Below are 20,840 nucleotides of genomic sequence, written 5' to 3'. Positions count from 1 at the left end.
GGGGGGGAGAGAAAAAGAGGCGGAACGAGGGGGGACAGCGCCACGAGTATCCCTCTGACCCCCAAAACCAGCCTGTGGCGTGGTCGGGGGGGGGGGCCCCCCCCCCCCCCCCCCCCCCCCGCCCCCGCCTACAGCGCGCTGCGCTCCACCCGCCGCCGCTTGATCGTGCGGAAGCGCCGCGCCACCTGCCGGGCCAGGTCGGCCGCGCCGACCAGGCCCGCCTCGTTGCCGAGGGCGGCGTGCACGATGGCGGCCTCCGGACGGAACCCGCGCCCGGTGAGGGTGCGGCGGAAGGTGTCCCGGGCCGGGCCGAGCAGCAGGTCGCCCGCCTCGGAGACCCCGCCGCCGATGACGAAGCGGCCGGGGTCCAGCGCGGCGGCCAGGTTGGCGATGCCGACGCCGAGCCAGGTGCCGACCTCGTAGAGCAGCTCGGTCGCGGTCGGGTCGCCGTCCTGGGCGGCCTCGGTGACCAGCGGGCCGGTGATGCCCTCGACCGTGCCGCCCGCCCGGGCCAGCAGCGGCTGCACCACCGGCGACTCCTCGGCGACCAGCTCGCGCGCGTCGCGCACCAGCGCGTTGCCGGAGGAGTACTGCTCCCAGCAGCCCCGGTTGCCGCACGGGCAGCGGTGGCCGCCGGGCAGCACCTGCATGTGCCCGAACTCGCCCGCCAGGCCGTACTTGCCGCGGTCCACGTAGCCGTCCCGGACCACCGCGCCGCCGATGCCGGTGCCCAGGGTGAGCATCACCATGTGGTCCTCACCGCGCCCGGCGCCGAAGCGCCACTCGGCCCAGGCGGCCGCGTTGGCGTCGTTCTCCACGATCACCGGGAAGCGCAGCCGCTCGCTGAGCGCCTCCCGGAGCGGCTCGTTGCGCCAGTTGAGGTGCGGGGCGAACAGCACCTTGGAGCGGTCGGCGTCGACCCAGCCGGCCGCGCCGATGCCGACGGCGTGGACGTCGTGCCGGTCGGCGAGCTGGAGCACCAGCTCGACGATGACGTCCTCGACCACCTTGGGGCTCTTGCTCTTGTGCGGCGTGTCCGTGCGCAGCTTCTCCAGCACCTTGCCCTCGCCGTCCACCACCCCGGCGACCACCTTGGTGCCGCCGATGTCGACGCCGATGGTGGGCAGCCGCAGTATCCCGGCGGGCAGGGCGCGGCGGCGGCGCTCGGCGCGCGGGCCGAGGCCGAGCAGGGTGGGCAGGACGGGTGGCCGGGTGCTGCCTTGGGAGCTGGTCACGGCTGCGGACGCTCCTCGCCTGGGTCGGGGTCACGGGGGTCGGGCTCACGGGGGTCGGAGACGGAGGGCCGGGCCAGCTCGTGCGAGAGCTCGGCGAGGTCGGAGCCCCCGGCCATCTCGGTGGTGAGCTGTTCGAGGCCGATCTCGGCCCGCGGGTGGCTGCCCGCCATCCGACCCCGCTTGAGCAGGGTGAAGTGGTCGCCGACCAGGTACGCGTGGTGCGGGTTGTGGGTGATCAGCACGACCCCGAGCCCGGCGTCGCGGGCGGCGGTGACGTACTTGAGCACCACTCCGGACTGCTTGACGCCGAGCGCGGCGGTGGGCTCGTCCAGGATCAGCACCCTGGCGCCGAAGTGCACCGCGCGGGCGATGGCCACGCACTGGCGCTGCCCGCCGGAGAGGGTGCCGATCGGCCGGTCGACGTCGTACAGGTCGATGCCCATCCTGGCGAGCGCCTCGCGGGTGGTGGCGCGCATCCCGTCGGCGTCCAGCCGCAGGCCGCCCCAGCGGCGCGTGCCCTGCTCGGAGCCGAGGAAGAAGTTGCGCCAGACCGGCATCAGCGGGACGACCGCGAGGTCCTGGTAGACGGTGGCGATGCCGCGCTCCAGGGCCTGGCGCGGGGAGTCCAGGCGGACCTCCTCGCCGCCGACGGTGAAGGTGCCCTCGTCGTGCTGGTGCAGCCCCGCGATGATCTTGATCAGGGTGGACTTGCCGGCCCCGTTGTCGCCGAGCACGCAGCTGATCTCGCCGGCCCGCAGGGTCAGCGAGACGTCCTGCAACGCGCGGACGGTGCCGTAGCTCTTGCCGACGCCCTCCAGGGAGAGCAGTTCGGTGCCCGCCGCGGCCGCGCTCGTCATGTCCGTGCTCATCGCGGCCCCCGCTCGGCCCGGCGCTTGACGTAGGCGTTCAGCAGCGCGGCCAGCAGCAGCATCGCACCGAGGAAGAACTTGAACCAGTCCGGGTTCCACTGGGCGTAGATGATCCCCTTGCTGACCATGCCGAAGATCAGCGCGCCGAGCGCGGAGCCGACCACCGAGCCGTAGCCGCCGGTGATCAGGCAGCCGCCGATGACGGCCGCGACGATGTAGATCAGCTCGTTGCCGACGCCCTCGCCGGACTGCACGGTGTCGAAGGAGAACAGCAGGTGCTGGCCGAGCACCCAGGCGCCGAAGCCGACGCCCAGGTAGAGCAGGGTCTTCGTCCGGGCGACCGGCACGCCGACCGCGCGGGCCGCCTCCGCGTCGCCGCCGACCGCGAAGATCCAGTTGCCGAAGCGGGTGCGCAGCAGCACCCAGCTGCCGACCGCGAGCAGGCCGAGCCACCACCAGACGGTGGCCTTGATCGTCAGCCCGCCGACGGTGACCTCGGAGGCGAACAGCCAGCGGCAGGAGGCGAAGCCCTCCATGTCGGAGATCGACTTGGTGGAGACGGTGCCGGAGATCGCCTTGGTGACGCCCAGGTTGGCGCCGGTCAGCATCAGGAAGGTGCCGAGCGTGACGATGAAGCTGGGCAGCCTGGTGCGGCCGAGCATCCACCCGTTGAACCAGCCGACGGCCAGCGTGGTCGCCAGCGAGACCAGCACGCCGACCCAGGTCACCGCGGTGAACTGGTACGAGACCATCGAGGAGGTCAGCGCCGCGGTGGTGACCAGCACGCCGGCCGAGAGGTCGAACTCGCCGCCGATCATCAGCAGCGAGACCGGCACCGCCATGATCCCGATGGTGGAGGCCGCGTACAGCACGGTGCCCAGCGAGGAGACCCGCAGGAAGGGTTCGGCGACGGCGGCGAAGACCACGAAGACCGCGACGGCGGCGATCAGCGCGCCCAGCTCGGGGCGGGCGAGGAGCCGCCGCAGGGCCGCCGGGCGGCCGTCGACCAGGCCGTCGTGGGCGAGGAGGTCGGGGCTGCTCACCTGGTCCCCCTCGCGACGTACTCGGCGAGCGCGTCGGCGTTGTCCTTGGTCAGGATCTGCGGACCGGTCTCGACGGGCTTGCCGCCCCCGAGCATGTTCAGGTTGTACTTGTACAGCCAGATCAGGTCGACGCCCGTGTAGCCCTGGAGGTAGGGCTGCTGGTCGACGGCGAAGCCGACGCTGCCGGACTTGAGCCCGGACACCACCTGGGTGCCCAGGTCGAAGGTGTCCAGCTCGACGCTGCGGCGGGCGTCCTGGACGGCCTGGAGACCGGTGGCGGCCATCGGGCCGGAGAGGGTGAGCACGGTGTCGATGGCCGGGTCGGCCTGGAGCTTGGCGGAGATCGCGGCGCGGGCGTCGGGCATGTCGACGCCGTTGACGTAGAGCACCTGGAAGGCGCCGCCGGCCTTGGACTGGGCTCCGGAGCAGCGCTGCTCCTGACCGACGTTGCCCTGCTCGTGGATCACGCAGAGCACGTTCTTGCGGCCGCGCGAGGCCAGCTCGGCACCGGCCGCCCGGCCGGCGGTGGACTCGTCCTGGCCGATGTGGGTCAGCGCGCCGAACTTCTGCGAGAACTCCTGGCCGGAGTTGATGGTGATCACGGGGATGCCCGCGGCCTTGGCCTTGCCGAGGACGTCGGCCATGGCGTCGCCCTTGGCGAGGGTGACCAGCAGGCCGTCGACCTTCTGGTCGATGGCGGCCTGGACGAGCTGGACCTGGTTCTGGGTCTGCGCGTCGTTGGAGTACAGGAAGGTGATGTTGTCCTTGGCGGCGGCCTGCTCGGCGCCCTTGCGCACAGTGTCCCAGAAGGCGTCGCCGGCTCCGGCGTGGGTCACCATGGCGACCTTCCAACGCGGGGTGGTGACGGCGCTGCCGCCGGTGGCCGCGGCCTTGGCGCGGGCCTCCTCGGCGCGTCTGCCTCCGGTACTGCTGCAACCGGCCGCGGTGACCGCGAGTGCCAGGACGGCGCACACGGGCCAGAAGCGGCGGGACGGGCGAAAGCGGGTGATGCTCATCCCCATAGTCTCCCTTCCCTGGTCGCGCGGGATCGCACCGCCTCGCCCGGCAGGCCCGATGGCCTGGGAGGTAAGGTGCCCCGGGGGACCTTTCCTGGTAGTTCGCTGAACATCTGGTCCGGACGACGTCTGTCCGGGTGGCAGACTTAGGCGCCGATCCGAACGGGTTCATCGCGAGAACGTGATGTTCCTCTCAGGTTCCGCACAGATTCGGACGGCAACCGATCATCGGTCCATCACCGTCTGATGCCATTGACGTGCGTTCGGGCGAGTGGGGCCCGGGCGGCGTGCGACCCGATACGAGAACTCGATGGAACTGACAGGTACGCCATTCTTCCTCCTCACCGTCATCCTGGTGCCGGTGTCCATCACAGTGGCGCTGCTGTTCTGGGGGAAGGTCGGCGGCCCGCAGCCGGTGCGCTACCTCACCCGGATCGTCATGATCATGTTCTGCCAGGTCACGGCCGTCCTGATGGTGTTCGTGATGGTCAACAACGCCAACCTGATCTACGGCAACTGGGACGACCTGCTCGGCACCGGGAACCACGTCCGCGCGGTGCCCGTCCTGACGCCGGTCGACCCGGCCGCCACGGCGGGCCAGGGCGGTGAGGCCGCCAAGGAGCCGCCGAAGGTCAAGCAGAGCTTCGGCGGCGTGAACGACCCGCTCGTCCCGAACGACGTGCAGCGGACCGAGCTCAAGGGCCAGGTGTCCGGGGTCGACGGCGAGGTGCTGGTCTGGCTGCCGCCGCAGTACAACGACCCGGCGTTCAAGGACAAGAAGTTCCCCGTGGTCGAGCTGATCCCGGGCTACCCCGGCTCCTCCTCCACCTGGTACGGCACCCTCAAGGTCTCCGAGCAGCTCAAGCCGCTGATGCAGCAGGGCAAGGTCGCCCCGTTCATCCTGGTCTCGCCCCGCACGAAGCTGCTGAACAACCAGGACGCGGGCTGCACCGACATCCCCGGCAAGATCAACGCCGACGCCTGGGTCACCCGCGACGTCCCGCAGATGGTGCTGGACAACTTCCGGGCGGACCCGTCCGCGGACCGCTGGGCGATCGCCGGCTACTCGGCCGGCGCGCACTGCGCCGCCAAGCTGTCGCTGTCCCACCCCAACCGGTACCGGGCCGCCATCGCGATGTCCGGCTACAACGACCCGGCCCAGGAGCCGGACTCCCTGGTCGGCAAGGACGCCAAGCTGCGCGAGGCCAACAACCCGGTCAACATCCTGAAGACCGCCCCGCAGCCGCCGAAGGTCGCCCTGCTGGTCAGCGGTTCCAAGGGCGACGGCTACGAGGACGGCGAGGCGATCCGCGCCGCCGCCAAGGCCCCGACCACCGTCCAGGTCGAGGAGGGCACCGGCCCGCACACCACCGAGCAGTGGAAGAAGATGGTTCCGGCCGCCTTCCAGTGGCTGACCTCGGTCATCCCGGTCCAGTAGGCCGGCCGGCAGCAGCGAACCGTACGGGCAGGGCCCGCCGCGACCGAGGTCGCGGCGGGCCCTGCCGCATGTCCGGGCGCGGCGTCAGGCCAGCTCCAGCGCCAGGTAGAAGTCCACCCGGTCCTCCAGCCGGGAGAGGTCACGCCCCGTCAGCTCCTCGATCCGGCCGATCCGGTACCGCAGGGTGTTCACGTGGACGTGCAGCTGCGCGGCGCAACGGGTCCAGGAACCGTCCGAACGCAGGAAGGCCTCCAGGGTGCGGACCAGGTCCGCCTGGTGCTCGATGTCGTACGCGATCACCTTGTCCAGCAGCCGGCCGCGGAAGGCGCGGCGCACCTCGTCCGGGACGGCGGCCAGCAGCAGCACGTGCGAGGCGAGCTCCTCGGGGCCCGCGACGCAGACCCGGCCGACCCGGGATGCGGCGATCCGGCGGGCATGCCGGGCCTCCTCCAGGGCGCCGCGCAGACCGCCGGCCCCGGAGGCGGGGGCGGAGACCCCGAGGGTGATCCGGCCCTCCGAGCCGAGCCCGGCCTCCAGCGGGGCGAGCAGCTCGCGCAGGGCGTCGGCGGGCACCGGGCCCTCCGGGGCGGGCAGCACCACCACGGCGCCGGTGCCCGTCCCGGCGACCAGGGCGCGGTCGGTGGCGCCGCCGAGCGCCTCCTCCAGCACCGCCCGTACGGTGCCCTCCGGCAGGCCGGTGCCCTCGGCGCTGAGCACCAGCCAGGAGCCTTCCTGCGCCCGGGACTTGGGATCGGGGACCTCGTAGCCGACGGCCATCGCCGAGGAGGCGTACAGGGTGCGGCTGATCTCGGCCGGGTCGGCGTCGCGGCGCAGCAGGGCGAGCACCTCGTCGGCGAGGCGGCGGCGCAGCCGGCGGCCCTCGTCGCGGCGGTGGCGCTCGGCGGCCACCAGCCGGGCCAGGTTCTCGGCGAGCTGCTGGCGCTTGGCGGTCCACTCGGTGACGTCGCCGGCCACCGCGAGCACCCAGTCGACGAGCGGCGCGTCGTGCTCGGCGGAGACCGGGGCGGGCAGCAGCGAGTAGGAGCCGGCCGCCAGCCGGGCCCGGTGCGGGGGGCGGCGGCGCTGGCGCTGGGCGGCGAGGTGGGCGCGGACCAGCTGGTCGCGGTCCTGGGCGGAGAGCCGTTCCGCGGGGCCCGCGATCACCGCGCCGGTCGGGGTGAGCACCCAGCAGTCCAGGTCGAGGTCACCGCCGAGCAGGTCCAGCACCGCGTCCAGTCCACCGCCGCCGGCCGCCGAGACCAGCAGGCGGTGCCGGTCGACCAGGGCGGCGAGGTCGGCCGCGCGGTCCGCGGAGACCTGGCGGCCGATGAACTCGGTGACGGTGCCGAAGGCGATGTCGTCGGGGACGGCGAGCAGCGGCATCCGGTGCCGCCGGCAGGCCTCGACCAGGTCCTCGGGCACCGGGCCGACCTCGGCCTCGCCGGCCGCCAGGGCCACCGCGCCGCCGGCCGCCAGGGTGCGGACGAAACGCTCGGAGTCGGCCGGGACGGTGCGCCAGAGCATGCCGGTGAGCACCAGTTCGCCGCCGTGCAGGTAGCGGCCCGGGTCCTGGAGGTCCGTCGTCATCACGCCGCTGACCTGCCGGTCCAGCTCTTCCTCGGCCGCGAGCAGGCGCAGTCGCGGGGCACCGGGGGCGAGCAGGTCACGGACGCGCATCCGCGGACTCCTTAACGGGGCTTGGGGGGAGGGGTGAAGGGGTAACGATAGGGCCTGACCGAGCGGGCGTGCGCGCGGGTCCGTAGCCCGCGCATCCCGGCCGGACTACGGTCGTAGGTAGCACCCGGCGAACACCCGGGCTGCGAGATTCCCCTCCTTAGAGGAACGTACAGGATGCCGGGCGGGCTCACAGCCGGGGCTTCATGCCATCGGTGACTGCCAGTGGGCCGCGTCACAGCGGTTCACTGGGCGACACGCCGCCGGACACCCGGCGGGCGAAGACTTGAGGAGACACCCGCATGGAGTTCCTTCGGCCCGCCACCTGGGACGAGGCACTCGCGGCGAAGGCCGAGTACCCGACCGCGCTGCCCCTTTCGGGCGGCACGGACGTCATGGTCGAGCTGAACTTCGACGTGCACCGGCCATCCGCGATCCTCGACCTGAACCGCATCACCGAGCTCACCGAATGGTCGAACGACGGCGGCGTCGTGCGGCTCGGCGCCGCGGTCCCGTACGCCCGGATCATCGCGGAGCTGTCCGGTCCGCTGCCCGGGCTGGCACTGGCGGCCCGCACCGTCGGATCCCCCCAGATCCGCAACCGCGGCAGCGTCGGCGGCAACCTCGGCGCGGCCTCCCCGGCCGGCGACGCGCACCCGGCGCTGCTGGCGGCCGGACGGGACGTGTTCGTCGAGGCGGCCTCGGTGCGCGGCACCCGGCTGATCCCGATCGACGACTTCTACGTCGGGGTGAAGCGCAGCTGCCTGGAGGCCGACGAGCTGATCCGGGCCGTGCGGATCCCGGTGGCGGACGGGCCCCAGCAGTTCTCGAAGATCGGCACCCGCAATGCCATGGTGATCGCGGTCTGCGCGTTCGGCTTCGCCCTGCACCCGAAGAACGGAACCGTCGGCACCGGCATCGGTTCGGCCGCCCCCACGCCGCGCCGCGCCGTCGGGGCCGAGGAGTACCTCCGGGGCGTGCTCGCCGAGCGCGGCCTGTGGGAGTCCGGGGAACTGCTGGGCACCGAGGTGGTCCAGCGCTTCGGCGAGCTGGTCAAGGCCGCGGCCTCGCCGATCGACGACGTGCGGGGCACCGCCGACTACCGCCGGCACGCGCTCGCCGTGATGGCCCGCCGCACCCTCACCTGGACCTGGAACGACTACGGCAAGCAGATCAGGAGCGCGGCATGAGGGTCACTTTCACCGCCAACGGCAAGCCGGTCGAGGCCGACGACGTGTGGGAGGGCGAGAGCCTGCTGTACGTGCTGCGCGAGCGGGTCGGCCTGCCGGGCTCGAAGAACGCCTGCGAGCAGGGCGAGTGCGGCTCCTGCACGGTCTACCTGGACGGCGTCCCGGTCTGCTCCTGCCTGGTCGCGGCCGGCCAGGTGCAGGACCGCGAGGTGCGCACGGTCGAGGGCCTGGGCGCGGAGGACGGCGAACTGGGCCTGGTCCAGCAGGCGTTCGTCGACGCCGGCGCCGTCCAGTGCGGCTTCTGCACCCCCGGCCTGCTGGTGCAGACCGACGCGCTGCTGGCCGCCGATCCGCAGCCGAGCGACGACGACATCCGCGAGGCGCTGTCCGGCAACCTGTGCCGCTGCACCGGCTACGAGAAGATCATGGACGCGGTGCGGCTGGCCTCGGCCCGCACCTGCGCGGGAGCGGGGGCCTCGGAATGAGCGGGCGGACGGTCCAGCGGACGATCCAGGGACAGAAGAACCTCCAGAACATCAACCAGGCCTCCAAGGACGGCATCGGCGGCTCCCCGCTGCGCCCGGACGGCAACCTGAAGGTCCGGGGCGAGTTCGCCTACTCCTCCGACCTGTGGCACGAGGACATGCTCTGGGGCACCGCGCTGCGCTCGCCGCACCCCCGGGCGAACATCCTCTCGGTGGACATCTCCGAGGCGCTCAAGGTGCCCGGGGTGTACGCGGTGCTGACGCACGAGGACATCCCCGGCTCGAAGTACTACGGCCTGGAGATCCAGGACCAGCCGGCCCTGGCCATCGACAGGATCCGGTACCACGGCGAGGCGATCGCCCTGGTCGCCGCCGACCACCCGGAGACGGCCCGCCGCGCGGTGAAGAGGATCGCGGTCGAGTACGAGGTGCTCACCCCGATCGTCACCGAGGAGCAGTGCCTCGACCCGGAGACCCACGGGTACGTGCACGAGCCGCACGAGTACAAGTCCCATGCGTACGGCAACATCTGCCACGAGCAGCGGCTGGTCTCCGGCCGCGGCGTGACCGACGAGGTGCGGGCGCTGGCGGACGTGATCGTCAGCGGCGACTACGAGGTCGGCATGCAGGACCAGGCCTTCCTCGGCCCGGAGTCCGGCCTCGCGGTGCCCGCCGAGGACGGCGGCATCGACCTCTACATCGCCACCCAGTGGCTGCACGTCGACCGCCGGCAGATGGCCCCGGTGCTCGACCTCCCGGAGGAGAAGGTCCGGCTCACGCTGGCCGGCGTCGGCGGCGCGTTCGGCGGCCGCGAGGACCTGTCGATGCAGATCCACGCCTGTCTGCTGGCCCAGCACACCGGCAAGCCGGTCAAGATCGTCTACTCGCGGGACGAGTCCTTCTTCGGCCACGTCCACCGCCACCCGGCGCGGATGCACTACGAGCACGGCGCCACCCGGGACGGCAGACTGGTCTTCGCCGACTGCCGGATCGTGCTGGACGGCGGCGCCTACGCCTCCACCTCCCCCGCCGTGGTCGGCAACGCGGCCTCGCTCGGGCACGGCCCGTACGTCATCCCGAACGTGCGGATGCACGCCATCGCCCTGTACAGCAACAACCCGTCCTGCGGGGCGATGCGCGGCTTCGGCGCGGTGCAGGCGGCGTTCGGCTACGAGTCGCAGATGGACAGGCTGGCCGTCGAACTGGGCATGGACCCGGTGGAGTTGCGGCAGCTCAACGCCGTCTCGCAGGGCGACTTCATGCCCACCGGGCAGGAGATCGACGCGCCCGCGCCGGTGGCCGAACTGCTCCGGCGGGCCAAGGAGATGCCGCTGCCGCCGCCGCTGGACACCGAGCACCCGGACATCCGCCGGCTGCCCGGCGCCCTGTCCAACACCTCGCACGGCGAGGGGATCGTGCGCGGCGTCGGCTACTCGGTCGGCATCAAGAACGTCGGCTTCTCCGAGGGCTTCGACGACTACTCCACCGCCCGGGTGCGGCTGGAGGTGATCGGCGGCGAGCCGGTCGCCATGGTGCACACCGCGATGGCCGAGGTCGGCCAGGGCGGCGTCACCGTGCACGCCCAGATCGCCCGCACCGAGCTGGGCGTCGAGCAGGTCACCATCCACCCGGCCAACACCGAGGTGGGGTCGGCCGGTTCGACCTCCGCCTCGCGCCAGACGTACATGACGGGCGGCGCGGTGAAGCTGGCCGCCGAGGCGGTGCGCCGGGAACTGTTCGACCGGGGACGCCGACGCTACGGCTGGACCCACGACGACCTGGTACTGACCGGCGGCAAGGTGGTCTCGGCCGGGGCCGGCACGCTGGTCTCCATCGTCGACCTGCTCGGCGACGACGTCATCGAGCAGACCCGCGAGCACCACCACCGGCCCACCCAGCCCTTCGACAAGGAGACCGGCCAGGGCTTCGGCCACGTCCAGTACACCTTCTGCGCCAACCGCGCGGTGGTGGACGTGGACGTGGAACTGGGCCTGGTCAAGGTGGTCGAGCTCACCGCCGTCCAGGACGTCGGCAAGGCACTCAACCCGCTCTCCGTGGTCGGCCAGATCCAGGGCGGGTGCACCCAGGCGCTGGGCCTCGCGGTGATGGAGGAGATCATCGTGCGGGACGGCAAGGTGCGCAACGCCTCCTTCACCGACTACCTGATCCCCACCATCCTGGACACCCCGCCGATCCCGGTGGAACTGCTCGAACTGCCCGACCCCAACGCGCCGTACGGGCTGCGCGGGGTCGGCGAGGCACCGACCGTCTCCGCGACGCCGTCCATCGTGGCCGCCATCCGCAACGCCACCGGGCTGGCGCTCAACCGGATCCCGGTCCGGCCGGAGCACCTGACCACCGAACAGCCCGGCTGAGGCCCGGCCGAACGCCTCGCCGTCGGGCCCGGCCGGGCACCCTGCCGCCGGGCCGACGGCCGGAGTTCGCCCTCCCCGGGGCGGTGACCGTCATCCCCGCCGCCCCGCCGCCCCGCCGCCCCGGGGCACCCCCACACCCGCTGCCCTGCCCACGCCGGGGTCCGCAGCGGTGCGCACCAGCACCACCTTCGCCCGCACCGCCCGCACTCCACCCTTCCCGCGAGTGCCCCCCGTGAGTCGATACGTCCCCCTGTGCCGCCTCGTTGACCGGCAGTCAGGTCGGCTCGCCCACCCCAACCCCCTTTGACACTTGGGAGTGGACATGACCAGGATCCCCACGGAACCCGGCACCACCGAAGACAGACCCGCCGACGGCGGACCCGCCGCGGACGGCCCCCACCCGTCGTCCCCGGCACCGCGCCCCACCGGCGCACTGGACGCCTACTTCAAGATCTCGGCCCGCGGATCGACCCTCGCTGGCCGGCTGGCCGGTGCTCGTCTTCTGCGTCACCCTGCTGGCGATCTTCGTGCTGATGGCACGCGGCGTCCGCGGCGCGATCCTGATCGGCGTCGCCGGCGGCACCGTGCTCGCGATGATCGTCAACCGGGCCGGCCGCGCACGTACCGGCCGAGGCCTGGAAGAACTCGGTGCCGGTCTGGCCCGGCAGCCCGGTCTCGGCACCCGACTTCGGCCTGTTCGGCCACGTCGACCTGTTCGGCGCCTTCGGCGCTCACGGCATGGGCACCACCGCCGCCGTCCGGGATCGTTTCCCGTACGGCGGCGTCTCCCGCTACTGTCGAAACCGTGTAAGGAGCCCCCATGCAGGACATCGCCGAGCAGTTGCGGGCCTGGCACGCGGCCGGCCGCTCCTTCGCCGTGGCCACCGTCGTCGGCGTCTCCGGCAGCGCACCGCGCGACCCCGGGGCGGCGCTGGCCGTGGACGCGGACGGCGAGGCGGTCGGCAGCGTCTCCGGCGGATGCGTCGAGGGCGCGGTGTACGAGCTGTGCCAGGCCGCGATCGCGAGCGGCGAGCCGGTGCTGGAACGCTTCGGGTACAGCGACGAGGACGCCTTCGCGGTGGGTCTGACCTGCGGCGGCGTCCTGGACGTGTTCGTCCAGCCGGTGGTGCCGGGGGCCGACGCCGGGCTGGACGTCGGGATCGCCCGCATCGCGGCCGGCACCCCGGTGGCGCTGGTCCGGGTGATCGCCGGGCCGGGCGGCCTGGTCGGGGCCGTGCTGGCGGTCACCGCCGACGACGTCACCGGCGCGCTCTCCCCGACGCCCTCCACGGTCGGCGGGCTGGAGCGGGCGATCGTCGCCCGGGCCCGGGCGATGCTGGAGGCCGGGCGCACCGGCCGGCTCGTGCTCGGCCTCGACGGCCGCCCCTGCGACGAACACGGGCGGGGCACCGTCACCTGCTTCGTCGAGTCGTACGTACCGGCGCCGCGGATGCTGGTGTTCGGGGCGATCGACTTCGCGGCCGCGGTCGTGCGGATCGGCAAGTTCCTCGGCTACCACGTGACCGTCTGCGACGCCCGGCCGGTCTTCGCCACCACCCGTCGCTTCCCCGGCGCCGACGAGGTGGTGGTCGACTGGCCGCACCGCTACCTGGACTCCCAGCTCGGCCGGATCGACGGACGCACCGTGCTCTGCGTACTCACCCACGACGCCAAGTTCGACATCCCGCTGCTGGAGCGCGCCCTGCGACTGCCGGTCGGCTACGTCGGCGCGATGGGCTCGCGCCGCACCCACCGGGACCGCGTGGCCCGGCTGCGCGAGACCGGGATCACCGAGGCCGAACTCGCCCGGCTGCGCTCCCCGATCGGCCTCGACCTCGGCTCGCGCACCCCGGAGGAGACGGCGGTCTCGGTCGCCGCCGAGATCGTCGCCCACCGGCGCGGCGGCAGCTGCCTGCCGCTGAGCGCCTCCGACGGGCCGATCCACCACGACCTGCCGCGGACGGGAACGGAGGGTGACGAGGGTCGCCCGGCCGACGGCCCGGCACCCCGCCCTCACGCGGCCTGAACCGGCAGCGGCTCCGGTACCACGCACGTTGCGTGGCCACCGGCACGGCGGGAGGCCGGAGGCGGCCTACTTCCTCAGCCGCAACGGGCACCGGGCCATGATCTTCGTCGTCGACATCACGGACGAGGCCTCGATCCCGTCCCTCGCAGAGCCGTTCTGGCTTCAGCTCAACGCCACCGTCGACATCCACCCCTGCATGAACGCCGACGAACTCATGGAGGGGCTCAAGCGGCTCGGCGGCTGAGCGGCCCGGCGGCTGAGCACGGAGGGACGTCAGTCGCTCAGCGCCAGCTTCACGCCGAAGCCCACCACGACCGCGCCGGTCACCCGGTCCATCAGCCGCCGGGCGGCCGGGCGGCGCAGCCAGCCGCGCAGCACCTGGGCGAAGCCCACCAGGACCGTCGACCAGAGCAGGCCCTCCACGACGTGCACGCAGGTCAGCGCCACACCGGCGGCGAAGTGCGGGGCCCCGGCCGGGATGAACTGCGGCAGCACGGCCACGTAGAAGACCCCGACCTTGGGGTTCAGCAGGTTGGTCAGCGTGCCCCGCCGCCAGCCGTGCGCGAACCCACCGTCCTCCGGCTCCTCCTCGGCCGCCGCCTCGCCGCCCCGGTTGCGCAGCATCCCGATGCCCATCCACACCAGGTACGCCGCGCCCGCCCAGCGCAGGATCTCGTACCCGACCTGCGAGGCGGTCAGCAGCGCCGTCACCCCGGCCGAGGTCAGCGTCCCCCAGAGCAGCGTCCCGGTCTGGATCCCCAGCACGACCCCCCACGCCTGCCGGCGCCGCCCCAGGGCGGAGGTCCGCAGGATCAGCGCGGTGTCGAGACCGGGGGTGAGGGTGAGCAGCCCCACGACGAGGGCGAAGGACCACAGAGCCGTTGTCATCTCCATGGACCTCGATGCTCTCACAGCCCCGGCCGGCCCCCGCCCGCCGGGGCGGACGGTGCCCGGCCGCCTGATCCGTCAGTCCGCCGACCCCGGAGGCACGACCCACTCGGTGGGCTGGCCGGTGACCGCGGCGATCATGTCGAAGTCACCGTCGTAGTGGAGCACCGTGGCCCCGTGACGCTCGGCGGTGGCCGCGACGACGAGGTCCGGCACCGACAGCGCCCGCCAGTTGCCCGACGAGGTCAGGAGGGCCTGCACCTCGATGGCGCGGTCCCACACCTCGTCGGGCGTGGGCAGCCAGTCGAAGCCGCTCAGGCCCTCCCGGATCCGAAGGGCGTCGGCCTTGGAACGGGCGCTGTGCATGATCTCCAGTTCGACAGCGCCGCAGATGGCGACGAGTCCTCTGACGATCCTCGGCCTGAGGACCGACCTGACCGTCGGCTTGGAGAAGCGAGCGAAAGCCGACTTGTCGATCAGGAAGCGCTCGCTCATCCCTTTTCCACCGGTCCGGTGAGGTCAGGCAGTCCGCCCTCGGCGAGCCAGTCCATGAAAGTCTCACGCTTGCGGCGCTTCACGAGATCTTCAAGGGCGGCGTTGACGGTGGCCACCTTGGTCGTCGTACCAAGGATCTCGGCGGCCTCGGCCAGCAGTTCGTCGTTGACGTCTATCACGGTACGGGCCATGGTCGGCCTCCCAAGCGGAGCGAGCCTGCGATATCAATATCGACGGTACTTGATATCACAGGCCCGTATGCCCTGATCAGTCGATGTTCACCCGGTCAGGTGAGGTTGAGGCGGGCGGCGAGGCGGAGCAGGCCGGGGCTGAGGCGGGAGAGGAAACGGGCGACCTTGGCCTCGGGGGTGACGGGGACGACGGGCCTGCCGGTGCGGACGGCGGTGAGGATGGCGCTCGCGACCTTCTCCGGGGGGAAGCCGCGGCGGGCGTAGAGCTTCGCGGCGCGGGCCTGCTTGGCGGCCTGCTCGGTGGAGGTGGTGGCGGAGAAGGTGGAGGTGCGGGTGATGTTGGTGTTGACGATGCCCGGGCAGATGGTGGAGACGCCGATGCCGTGGCCGACGAACTCGGCCCGCAGGCAGTCGGAGAGCATGAACACCGCGGCCTTGCTGGTGGCGTAGGCGGTGAGCGCCTTGGACGGCAGGTAGGCGGCGGCGGAGGAGACGTTGACGATGTGGCCGCCCTGGCCGCGGTCGGCCATCAGGGTACCGAAGGCGCGGCAGCCGTGGATCACGCCCCAGAGGTTGACGTCCAGGACCCGCTGCCACTCCTTCTCGGTGGTCTGCAGGAACGTCCCGGAGTGGCCGATGCCGGCGTTGTTGACCATGACGTCGGGCACCCCGTGCTCGGCGGCGACGGTCTGCGCGAAGGCGTCCATCGCGGCGCCGTCGGAGACGTCCACCCGGTAGGCGTGCGCCTTCGGGCCGATCAGCGAGGCGAGTTCGGCGGTGCGCTCGGCGGCCGCGAGGTCGAGGTCGCAGACCACCACCCGGGCGCCGTCCTCGGCGAAGGCGAGCGCGGTGGCCCGGCCGATGCCGCTGCCGCCGCCGGTCACCACGACCAGCCGGCCGTCGTCCCCGGCCGGTCGGGCCCGCCCCGCGTCGATGCGGGCGGTGAACTCGCGGACCATCCCGGCCACGATGGCTCCCTTCTCCAGCAGCGCCGACCAGTGGCCGGCGTGCAGCGTCCTGCGGGTCAGATCGGGCACCCAGCGCTCCAGCCCCTCGGAGAGGTAGGTGCCGACGTACCGGTCCCGGGTGAGGGTGATCAGCTGGACCGGCACCTCGGTCGGCCGCTCGCGCGGACTGCCCAGGGTGGGGCGGAAGTTGGCCCGGTACAGCTCGATGCCGCGGACCGCGTCGCGGCGCAGGGTGGACTGCGGGTGGTCGGCGCGCGGGGTGACGTGCTCCAGGTCGCGCAGCACCCGCGGCCAGGCCCGGGCCAGGCCGAGCCGCCAGACGCCGGGGGCGAGGTAGGGCAGGTGGAAGGCGGTGATGTACCAGGAGTGCAGGCCCTGGTGCAGCAGTTGCCCGAGGTGGCGGGGGGTGGGGCGGCGCACCCGGTGGCGCAGCCAGTGGCCCATGTGGTCCAGGCTGGGGCCGGACAGGGTGGTGTACGAGGCGATCCGGCGCCCGGCGCCGGGTTCGGTGACGGCCTCCCAGGACTGGATCGAGCCCCAGTCGTGGGCGACCAGGTGCACCGGGCGGTCCGGGCTGACGGCGTCGGCGACGGCGAACAGGTCCTCGGCGAGGTGCTCCAGGCGGTAACCGGACCGGTCGGCGGGGGCGGCGGACTCCCCGGCGCCGCGCACGTCGTAGCGGACCACGTGGTGGTCGCGGGCGAGGTCGGCGGCGATGTCGTCCCAGACGGCGTGGGTGTCGGGGTAGCCGTGCACGAGCAGGACGGTGGGGGCGTCCGGGTCGCCCTGCTCGAAGACGGCGAGCGGGAGGCCGCCGGAGCGGACGGTCCGGCGGCGGACCGGGGGCGCCGCCGGGGGCTGCGCCGGACGCTTCGTCGGGCTCGTCATCGGGTGGCCTCCAGGGTGGTCGGGGGGAGGGCGGTCGGCTCGGCCGTGGTCGGCTCGGCGGCGGTCGGGACGGCCGCCTGCTCGGTGGCAGTCTGCCCGGTCCCGGCGGTCCAGCGGCGGACGTGCGGCAGGTCGTCGTCGAGCCAGTAGGCGTCGTCCTCGGTGACGACCAGCAGTTCCTCGAACTTGATGCCCACGCCCCGGAAGCCGATGTGCGGCTCCACCGCCCACAGGCCCGGGGTGGGCGCGTGCCGGGACGACCGGCCGTCCGCCCAGAGCGGTGAACGGCCGTGCAGCCGCTCGGAGATCAGCTCGCGGCCGAGGGTCTGGAGGGTGCGCACGCCGAAGCCGAGGACGTTCACCCCGGCCGGACCGCGCGCGGTGGTGCGGGTGACCTGGTGGCCGATCACCCGGCCCGGGTAGACCTGGTGGCGGTTGTCGTAGCCGTGCGCGGCGATCTGGGCGTCCACCGCCGCGTACACCTCGGCGAGCGGCCTGCGGGCCCGCACCTCGGCGAGGATCAGCTCGCGGTACACCTTCAGGTCGGCGGCCAGGCGGTCCCAGACCCGGTTCTCGCCGACCTTGCCGCCGTAGCCGATGTCGGCGGTGTAGCCGTCCACCACGGGCGCGCAGTCCAGCACGTACGGCATGCCCTCCTCCAGGCGGCGGTTGCCGGCGAAGAACTGCAGCGGGGTGTGGAAGTGCCGGAACGCCGTCCGGTCGCCGAACCAGGCGAAGGGGACGTGGAAGAAGTCCTGCACCCCGGCGGCGACCAGGCGGCGGCGCAGCTCCGCGGTGGCCTGCCGCTCGGTGACGCCCGGCTCGATCCAGGCGGCGGCCTGTTCGGCGCAGGCGTAGGCGAGTTGCTGGGTCTCGCGGAAGCGGGCGAGGTCGCGCTCGGTGTAGCGGAAGGCGGGGGTCGCTTTCGCCATGGAGAGGGCTCCTTCTAGAGATCGAGCACGAGGGTCTCGCCCTCGGCGGCCCGGGAGACGCAGGGCAGCAGGGCGCCGGCGGCACGCTGCTCGGGGGTGAGGCGGCGGTCCCGGTGGTCGGGCGTGCCGGCCAGCACCCGGACCTCGCAGGTGCCGCAGAAGCCCTGGTGGCAGGAGTACGGGAGGTCCGGGCGGGCCTCGCGCAGCACGTCGAGGGCGGAGCGGTCGGCGGGGACGTCGAGGTCCGGACCGTCGGTGCCGAGGCGGACGGCGAACGGCTCGCCGTCCGTGACCGGGGCGGCGCCGAAGCGCTCGAAGTGCAGGGAGGCGGCCGGGGAGGCGTCCAGGGCGCGCTGCACGGCGGTGAGCATCGGCGCCGGGCCGCAGCAGTAGACGGCGCCGCCGCGCGGGGCGTGGGCGAGCAGTTCGGCTCCGGTGGGGACGCCGCCGTGCTCGTCGTCGGTGCGCAGCACCACCCGGCGCGGGTCGAGGGCGCGCAGCTCGTCCGTGTACGGGAGGGTGTCGGCGCTGCGGCCGACGTGCACCAGGCGCCAGTCCAGGCCGTGCCGCTGCGCCTCGCGGGCCATCGGGAGCAGCGGGGTGATGCCGATGCCGCCGGCCAGCAGGAGGACGGCGGGCTCGGCGCAGAAGGCGAAGCCGTTGCGCGGGCGGCGGGCGGTGAGCCGGGTGCCGGGGTGCAGGGCGTCGTGGACCTCGACGGATCCGCCGCCGCCCTCGGGCAGCCGCCGGACGGCGATGCGGTAGCCGGTGCGGTCGGCCGGGTCGCCGCTGAGGGAGTAGTGGCGTTCGCGGCCGGAGGGCAGGACGAGGCGCAGGTGGGCGCCGGGCTGCCAGCCGGGCAGCGGGCCGCCGGAGGGGTCGGCGAGGAGCAGCTCCACGACGTCGACGGCCGGTCGGCGGCGCTCGGCGACGACCAGTTGGAGCGGCGGGGTGGGGCGGCTGAGCGGCCGGCGGGGGTTGCGGCGCAGCAGCGGGCCGCCGAGGGCCGGGGAGTAGCGGTCGCCGAAGGCGGTGAGCCGGCGCATGAAGCCGTCGGGGCGGGGGCGGCCGTAGAGGTCGGGGGGCGGGGTGAGCTGGTCCATCCGGCGGGGTCCTCGGGGTGGGTGGGAGAGGGACCGGGCTCAGCGCCCGGCGGCCGCGCGGGCGGCCGGGGAGGTGGCGAGGTAGCCCAGCGCCTGGCTGGACGAGCCCTCCTGGGTCGGGTGGTAGCCCGGTCGCAGGTAGCGCAGTCCGGAGCGGATCGACTTGACCGGGTCCGGCAGCAGTCCGCGCCTGGCGATCCGGCCGGCCTCCCGCCAGGTGGGCTTGAGCCGGCCTTCGAGGGAGGGGTCGGCGGCGAGCAGGAAGCGGGCGCCGCGCACCCAGAGGTGGACGAGCAGCGGCCCGGAGACCACCATTCCGCGCACCCTGCGCAGGTAGCCCGGGTCCAGGTGGACCATCAGGTCGTAGGCGACGCTGCGGTGCTCGACCTCCTCCGCGCCGTGCCAGCGCAGCAGGTCGAGCATCGTCGGGTCGGCCTTGGCCCGGTCCAGGCCCGGGGAGTTGAGCGCCCAGTTGCCGAGGAAGGCGGTGAAGTGCTCGATCGCCGCGATGAAGGCGACCCGCTCGATGACGTTCTCCCGCCGCCGGTCCGGCGTCAGGCCCGGCTTGTCGCCGAGGACGCGCTGGAACAGCCAGGAGATCTGCCGGACGTACGGCCGCGGGTCGAGCCCCTGGCCGAGCAGGTGGTCCAGGACCTCCTGGTGCGCCTCGGCGTGGATGGCCTCCTGTCCGATGAACCCGAGGACCTCCTCGCGCAGTTGCTCGTCCCGGATGAGCGGCAGCGCCTCCTTGAACACCTTGACGAACCACCGCTCCCCTTCGGGCAGCAGCAGGTGCAGCACGTTGATGACGTGGGTGGCCATCGGCTCGTCCGGGATCCAGTGCAGCGGCAGCTGGGCCCAGTCGAAGCGGACGTCCCGGGGTTCCAGCACGAGGCTGTCGTGCACGCGCGCGGCGGGGGCGGCGAGGGCGGGGACGGGGGTGGAACGGGGCATGGCAGGCCCTCCTGACCTGGGGGCGGCGGCTCGGCTCCAGGGAAACGTACTCGCGGGTAGCGGTCAGGACAAGGGGTTCGGCCACCCTTATCGACATCGAGTCTAATAAGTGCCGCGCACCGGCGGCCACCACGGGAAACGCGGGAGGCCCCACCGGTCTCCCGGCAGGGCCTCCTCGAACTCGTGTGCGCGACCGCCGGCTTGACGTCAGACCGCCATCGCCAGCATCAGCGGCGCCGCCCGGGCCGCCAGCAGCTCGGCGGCCGCCTTCAGCTTGTGGACACTGTCCGCCGGCATCGAGGTGGCCAGGCAGCCGACCGTACTGCCCGCCGTGATCGGCACCGCCGCGCACACCGTGCCCAGCGCGTACTCCTGGATGTCCAGCACCGGCACCGTGGCCGGCTGCCGCTCCAACCGGTGCATCAGCTGGTCGGCGTCGGTGACGGTGCGGGAGGTGAGCCGGGCGACCGGGTGCCGGGAGAGGTGGTCCCGCCGGGCGTCCGCGTCCAGCTGACCGAGCAGGCACTTGCCGATCGCGCTGGCGTGCGCGGTGGCCCGGAAGTCCACCCACTCCTGCACGGCCGGCGCGTAGTCGGCGGCCGAGACCGCCTCCACCGACAACTCGCCGTCGTGGTACCGGCTGAAGTACACGGCGGCGCCCAGCTCGTCCCGGAGTTCGGCGAGCTTGCGGTTGAGCCGGGCCTTCACCAGCTGCTCCCGGTTGTGCTGGCCGAGCAGGGCGAAGGTGCCGCCCAGCAGCCAACCGCCGTCCTGGCACTGGAGATAGCCCTCGACCTCCAGGATCTCGGCGAGCCGACGCACGGTGGGCAGCCCGAGCGAGGTCTCCCGGGCGAGGGCCACCAGGGTGGCACCGTCGGGGTGGCGGTCGACCGCCTCCAGCAGTCTGAGGGCGTGCTGGAGGGAGGTGAACGAGCCCGTCGGGCCCTGGTCCAAAGCGGCGTGACGACCCGGGGCTGGTGTCGACATGTCGTCCCCTTCCGATGTCCCCCCACGGAGCGACCGCGGGCACCCACCAGCCTATCGACCCGGCGGCTCCGACGGCTGCCGTC

Annotated in this window: 19 protein-coding genes; 6 read left to right on the top strand and 13 right to left on the bottom strand. The window is 73.2% G+C overall.

Annotated elements, in window-relative coordinates; all coding sequences use genetic code 11:
* Positions 1 to 128: 128 nt before the first annotated feature.
* From ACZ6EM_RS05730 to ACZ6EM_RS05715, 4 genes are read right to left on the bottom strand one after another with little or no spacing between them, the layout of a single operon-like run.
* Positions 129 to 1,235, bottom strand: coding sequence for an ROK family glucokinase (locus tag ACZ6EM_RS05730; RefSeq protein WP_380547113.1), 1,107 nt, complete (start codon positions 1,233 to 1,235; stop codon positions 129 to 131).
* Positions 1,232 to 2,092: an ATP-binding cassette domain-containing protein gene (locus ACZ6EM_RS05725; protein WP_380547115.1), complete on the bottom strand. Its 861-nt coding sequence runs from the start codon at positions 2,090 to 2,092 to the stop codon at positions 1,232 to 1,234. The genes ACZ6EM_RS05730 and ACZ6EM_RS05725 overlap by 4 nt, the downstream gene beginning before the upstream one ends.
* A gap of 8 nt (positions 2,093 to 2,100) precedes the next feature.
* Positions 2,101 to 3,147, bottom strand: coding sequence for an ABC transporter permease (locus ACZ6EM_RS05720; RefSeq protein WP_401047008.1), 1,047 nt, complete (start codon positions 3,145 to 3,147; stop codon positions 2,101 to 2,103).
* Positions 3,144 to 4,157: a substrate-binding domain-containing protein gene (locus ACZ6EM_RS05715; RefSeq protein ID WP_452177489.1), complete on the bottom strand. Its 1,014-nt coding sequence runs from the start codon at positions 4,155 to 4,157 to the stop codon at positions 3,144 to 3,146. Before ACZ6EM_RS05715 ends, ACZ6EM_RS05720 begins: the two co-directional genes overlap by 4 nt.
* 316 nt (positions 4,158 to 4,473) lie before the next feature.
* Here ACZ6EM_RS05715 and ACZ6EM_RS05710 point away from each other — a divergent pair, with 316 nt between their 5' ends.
* On the top strand, positions 4,474 to 5,601 hold the full coding sequence (locus tag ACZ6EM_RS05710; RefSeq protein ID WP_401047007.1) for an alpha/beta hydrolase: 1,128 nt from the start codon (positions 4,474 to 4,476) through the stop codon (positions 5,599 to 5,601).
* A gap of 84 nt (positions 5,602 to 5,685) precedes the next feature.
* Here ACZ6EM_RS05710 and ACZ6EM_RS05705 read toward each other — a convergent pair whose 3' ends face one another.
* The gene (locus tag ACZ6EM_RS05705) at positions 5,686 to 7,278 is read right to left on the bottom strand and encodes a PucR family transcriptional regulator (RefSeq protein WP_465771779.1); all 1,593 of its coding nucleotides are present in this window, start codon (positions 7,276 to 7,278) and stop codon (positions 5,686 to 5,688) included.
* 299 nt (positions 7,279 to 7,577) lie between these two features.
* Between ACZ6EM_RS05705 and ACZ6EM_RS05700 the strand changes: the two genes are divergently transcribed.
* The 5 genes from ACZ6EM_RS05700 to ACZ6EM_RS05680 all read left to right on the top strand — a co-directional run bounded on the left by ACZ6EM_RS05700 (position 7,578) and on the right by ACZ6EM_RS05680 (position 13,595).
* Positions 7,578 to 8,465: an FAD binding domain-containing protein gene (locus ACZ6EM_RS05700; RefSeq protein WP_465771778.1), complete on the top strand. Its 888-nt coding sequence runs from the start codon at positions 7,578 to 7,580 to the stop codon at positions 8,463 to 8,465.
* Positions 8,462 to 8,950, top strand: coding sequence for a (2Fe-2S)-binding protein (locus ACZ6EM_RS05695; RefSeq protein WP_380547127.1), 489 nt, complete (start codon positions 8,462 to 8,464; stop codon positions 8,948 to 8,950). Before ACZ6EM_RS05700 ends, ACZ6EM_RS05695 begins: the two co-directional genes overlap by 4 nt.
* On the top strand, positions 8,947 to 11,325 hold the full coding sequence (gene pucD / locus ACZ6EM_RS05690; RefSeq protein ID WP_465771777.1) for a xanthine dehydrogenase subunit D: 2,379 nt from the start codon (positions 8,947 to 8,949) through the stop codon (positions 11,323 to 11,325). The genes ACZ6EM_RS05695 and pucD overlap by 4 nt, the downstream gene beginning before the upstream one ends.
* Before the next feature lie 820 nt (positions 11,326 to 12,145).
* Positions 12,146 to 13,351, top strand: a complete 1,206-nt coding sequence (locus ACZ6EM_RS05685; protein WP_465771776.1) for an XdhC family protein — start codon at positions 12,146 to 12,148, stop codon at positions 13,349 to 13,351.
* 28 nt (positions 13,352 to 13,379) lie between these two features.
* Positions 13,380 to 13,595, top strand: coding sequence for a hypothetical protein (locus ACZ6EM_RS05680; RefSeq protein ID WP_465771774.1), 216 nt, complete (start codon positions 13,380 to 13,382; stop codon positions 13,593 to 13,595).
* Between the two features lie 29 nt (positions 13,596 to 13,624).
* On the opposite strand, the gene ACZ6EM_RS05675 is transcribed toward ACZ6EM_RS05680, so the two are convergent.
* From ACZ6EM_RS05675 to ACZ6EM_RS05640, 8 genes are all read right to left on the bottom strand, one after another.
* The gene (locus ACZ6EM_RS05675) at positions 13,625 to 14,245 is read right to left on the bottom strand and encodes a LysE family translocator (RefSeq protein ID WP_359911746.1); all 621 of its coding nucleotides are present in this window, start codon (positions 14,243 to 14,245) and stop codon (positions 13,625 to 13,627) included.
* 72 nt (positions 14,246 to 14,317) lie between these two features.
* Positions 14,318 to 14,734, bottom strand: a complete 417-nt coding sequence (locus ACZ6EM_RS05670) for a PIN domain nuclease (protein WP_359911749.1) — start codon at positions 14,732 to 14,734, stop codon at positions 14,318 to 14,320.
* Entirely contained in the window at positions 14,731 to 14,925 is a 195-nt protein-coding gene (locus tag ACZ6EM_RS05665; RefSeq protein WP_401046265.1) for a type II toxin-antitoxin system VapB family antitoxin, read from the bottom strand. Before ACZ6EM_RS05665 ends, ACZ6EM_RS05670 begins: the two co-directional genes overlap by 4 nt.
* Before the next feature lie 95 nt (positions 14,926 to 15,020).
* Positions 15,021 to 16,781: an SDR family oxidoreductase gene (locus ACZ6EM_RS05660; RefSeq protein ID WP_465771773.1), complete on the bottom strand. Its 1,761-nt coding sequence runs from the start codon at positions 16,779 to 16,781 to the stop codon at positions 15,021 to 15,023.
* A complete protein-coding gene (locus ACZ6EM_RS05655; RefSeq protein WP_465771772.1) occupies positions 16,778 to 17,713 on the bottom strand; it encodes a M24 family metallopeptidase in 936 nt (311 codons plus the stop codon). Before ACZ6EM_RS05655 ends, ACZ6EM_RS05660 begins: the two co-directional genes overlap by 4 nt.
* A 14-nt stretch (positions 17,714 to 17,727) precedes the next feature.
* On the bottom strand, positions 17,728 to 18,816 hold the full coding sequence (locus ACZ6EM_RS05650) for a PDR/VanB family oxidoreductase (protein WP_465771771.1): 1,089 nt from the start codon (positions 18,814 to 18,816) through the stop codon (positions 17,728 to 17,730).
* Between the two features lie 39 nt (positions 18,817 to 18,855).
* The gene (locus ACZ6EM_RS05645) at positions 18,856 to 19,770 is read right to left on the bottom strand and encodes a metal-dependent hydrolase (RefSeq protein ID WP_465771770.1); all 915 of its coding nucleotides are present in this window, start codon (positions 19,768 to 19,770) and stop codon (positions 18,856 to 18,858) included.
* A 207-nt stretch (positions 19,771 to 19,977) separates the two neighbouring features.
* Positions 19,978 to 20,757, bottom strand: coding sequence for an IclR family transcriptional regulator (locus tag ACZ6EM_RS05640; RefSeq protein WP_380547145.1), 780 nt, complete (start codon positions 20,755 to 20,757; stop codon positions 19,978 to 19,980).
* Positions 20,758 to 20,840: the final 83 nt, after the last annotated feature.

The sequence above is a fragment of the Kitasatospora sp. NPDC041917 genome (assembly GCF_055589745.1).
This window is presented reverse-complemented; position numbering and strand designations above follow the sequence as displayed.

Coding starts and splice junctions, on each gene's coding strand:
- ACZ6EM_RS05705 (WP_465771779.1), bottom strand. CDS start 7,278: ATGCGCGTCCGTGACCTGCTCGCCCCCGGTGCCCCGCGACTGCGCCTG.
- ACZ6EM_RS05725 (WP_380547115.1), bottom strand. CDS start 2,092: ATGACGAGCGCGGCCGCGGCGGGCACCGAACTGCTCTCCCTGGAGGGC.
- ACZ6EM_RS05655 (WP_465771772.1), bottom strand. CDS start 17,713: ATGGCGAAAGCGACCCCCGCCTTCCGCTACACCGAGCGCGACCTCGCC.
- pucD (WP_465771777.1), top strand. CDS start 8,947: ATGAGCGGGCGGACGGTCCAGCGGACGATCCAGGGACAGAAGAACCTC.
- ACZ6EM_RS05710 (WP_401047007.1), top strand. CDS start 4,474: ATGGAACTGACAGGTACGCCATTCTTCCTCCTCACCGTCATCCTGGTG.
- ACZ6EM_RS05675 (WP_359911746.1), bottom strand. CDS start 14,245: ATGGAGATGACAACGGCTCTGTGGTCCTTCGCCCTCGTCGTGGGGCTG.
- ACZ6EM_RS05660 (WP_465771773.1), bottom strand. CDS start 16,781: ATGACGAGCCCGACGAAGCGTCCGGCGCAGCCCCCGGCGGCGCCCCCG.
- ACZ6EM_RS05670 (WP_359911749.1), bottom strand. CDS start 14,734: ATGAGCGAGCGCTTCCTGATCGACAAGTCGGCTTTCGCTCGCTTCTCC.
- ACZ6EM_RS05685 (WP_465771776.1), top strand. CDS start 12,146: ATGCAGGACATCGCCGAGCAGTTGCGGGCCTGGCACGCGGCCGGCCGC.
- ACZ6EM_RS05700 (WP_465771778.1), top strand. CDS start 7,578: ATGGAGTTCCTTCGGCCCGCCACCTGGGACGAGGCACTCGCGGCGAAG.
- ACZ6EM_RS05695 (WP_380547127.1), top strand. CDS start 8,462: ATGAGGGTCACTTTCACCGCCAACGGCAAGCCGGTCGAGGCCGACGAC.
- ACZ6EM_RS05640 (WP_380547145.1), bottom strand. CDS start 20,757: ATGTCGACACCAGCCCCGGGTCGTCACGCCGCTTTGGACCAGGGCCCG.
- ACZ6EM_RS05650 (WP_465771771.1), bottom strand. CDS start 18,816: ATGGACCAGCTCACCCCGCCCCCCGACCTCTACGGCCGCCCCCGCCCC.
- ACZ6EM_RS05665 (WP_401046265.1), bottom strand. CDS start 14,925: ATGGCCCGTACCGTGATAGACGTCAACGACGAACTGCTGGCCGAGGCC.
- ACZ6EM_RS05645 (WP_465771770.1), bottom strand. CDS start 19,770: ATGCCCCGTTCCACCCCCGTCCCCGCCCTCGCCGCCCCCGCCGCGCGC.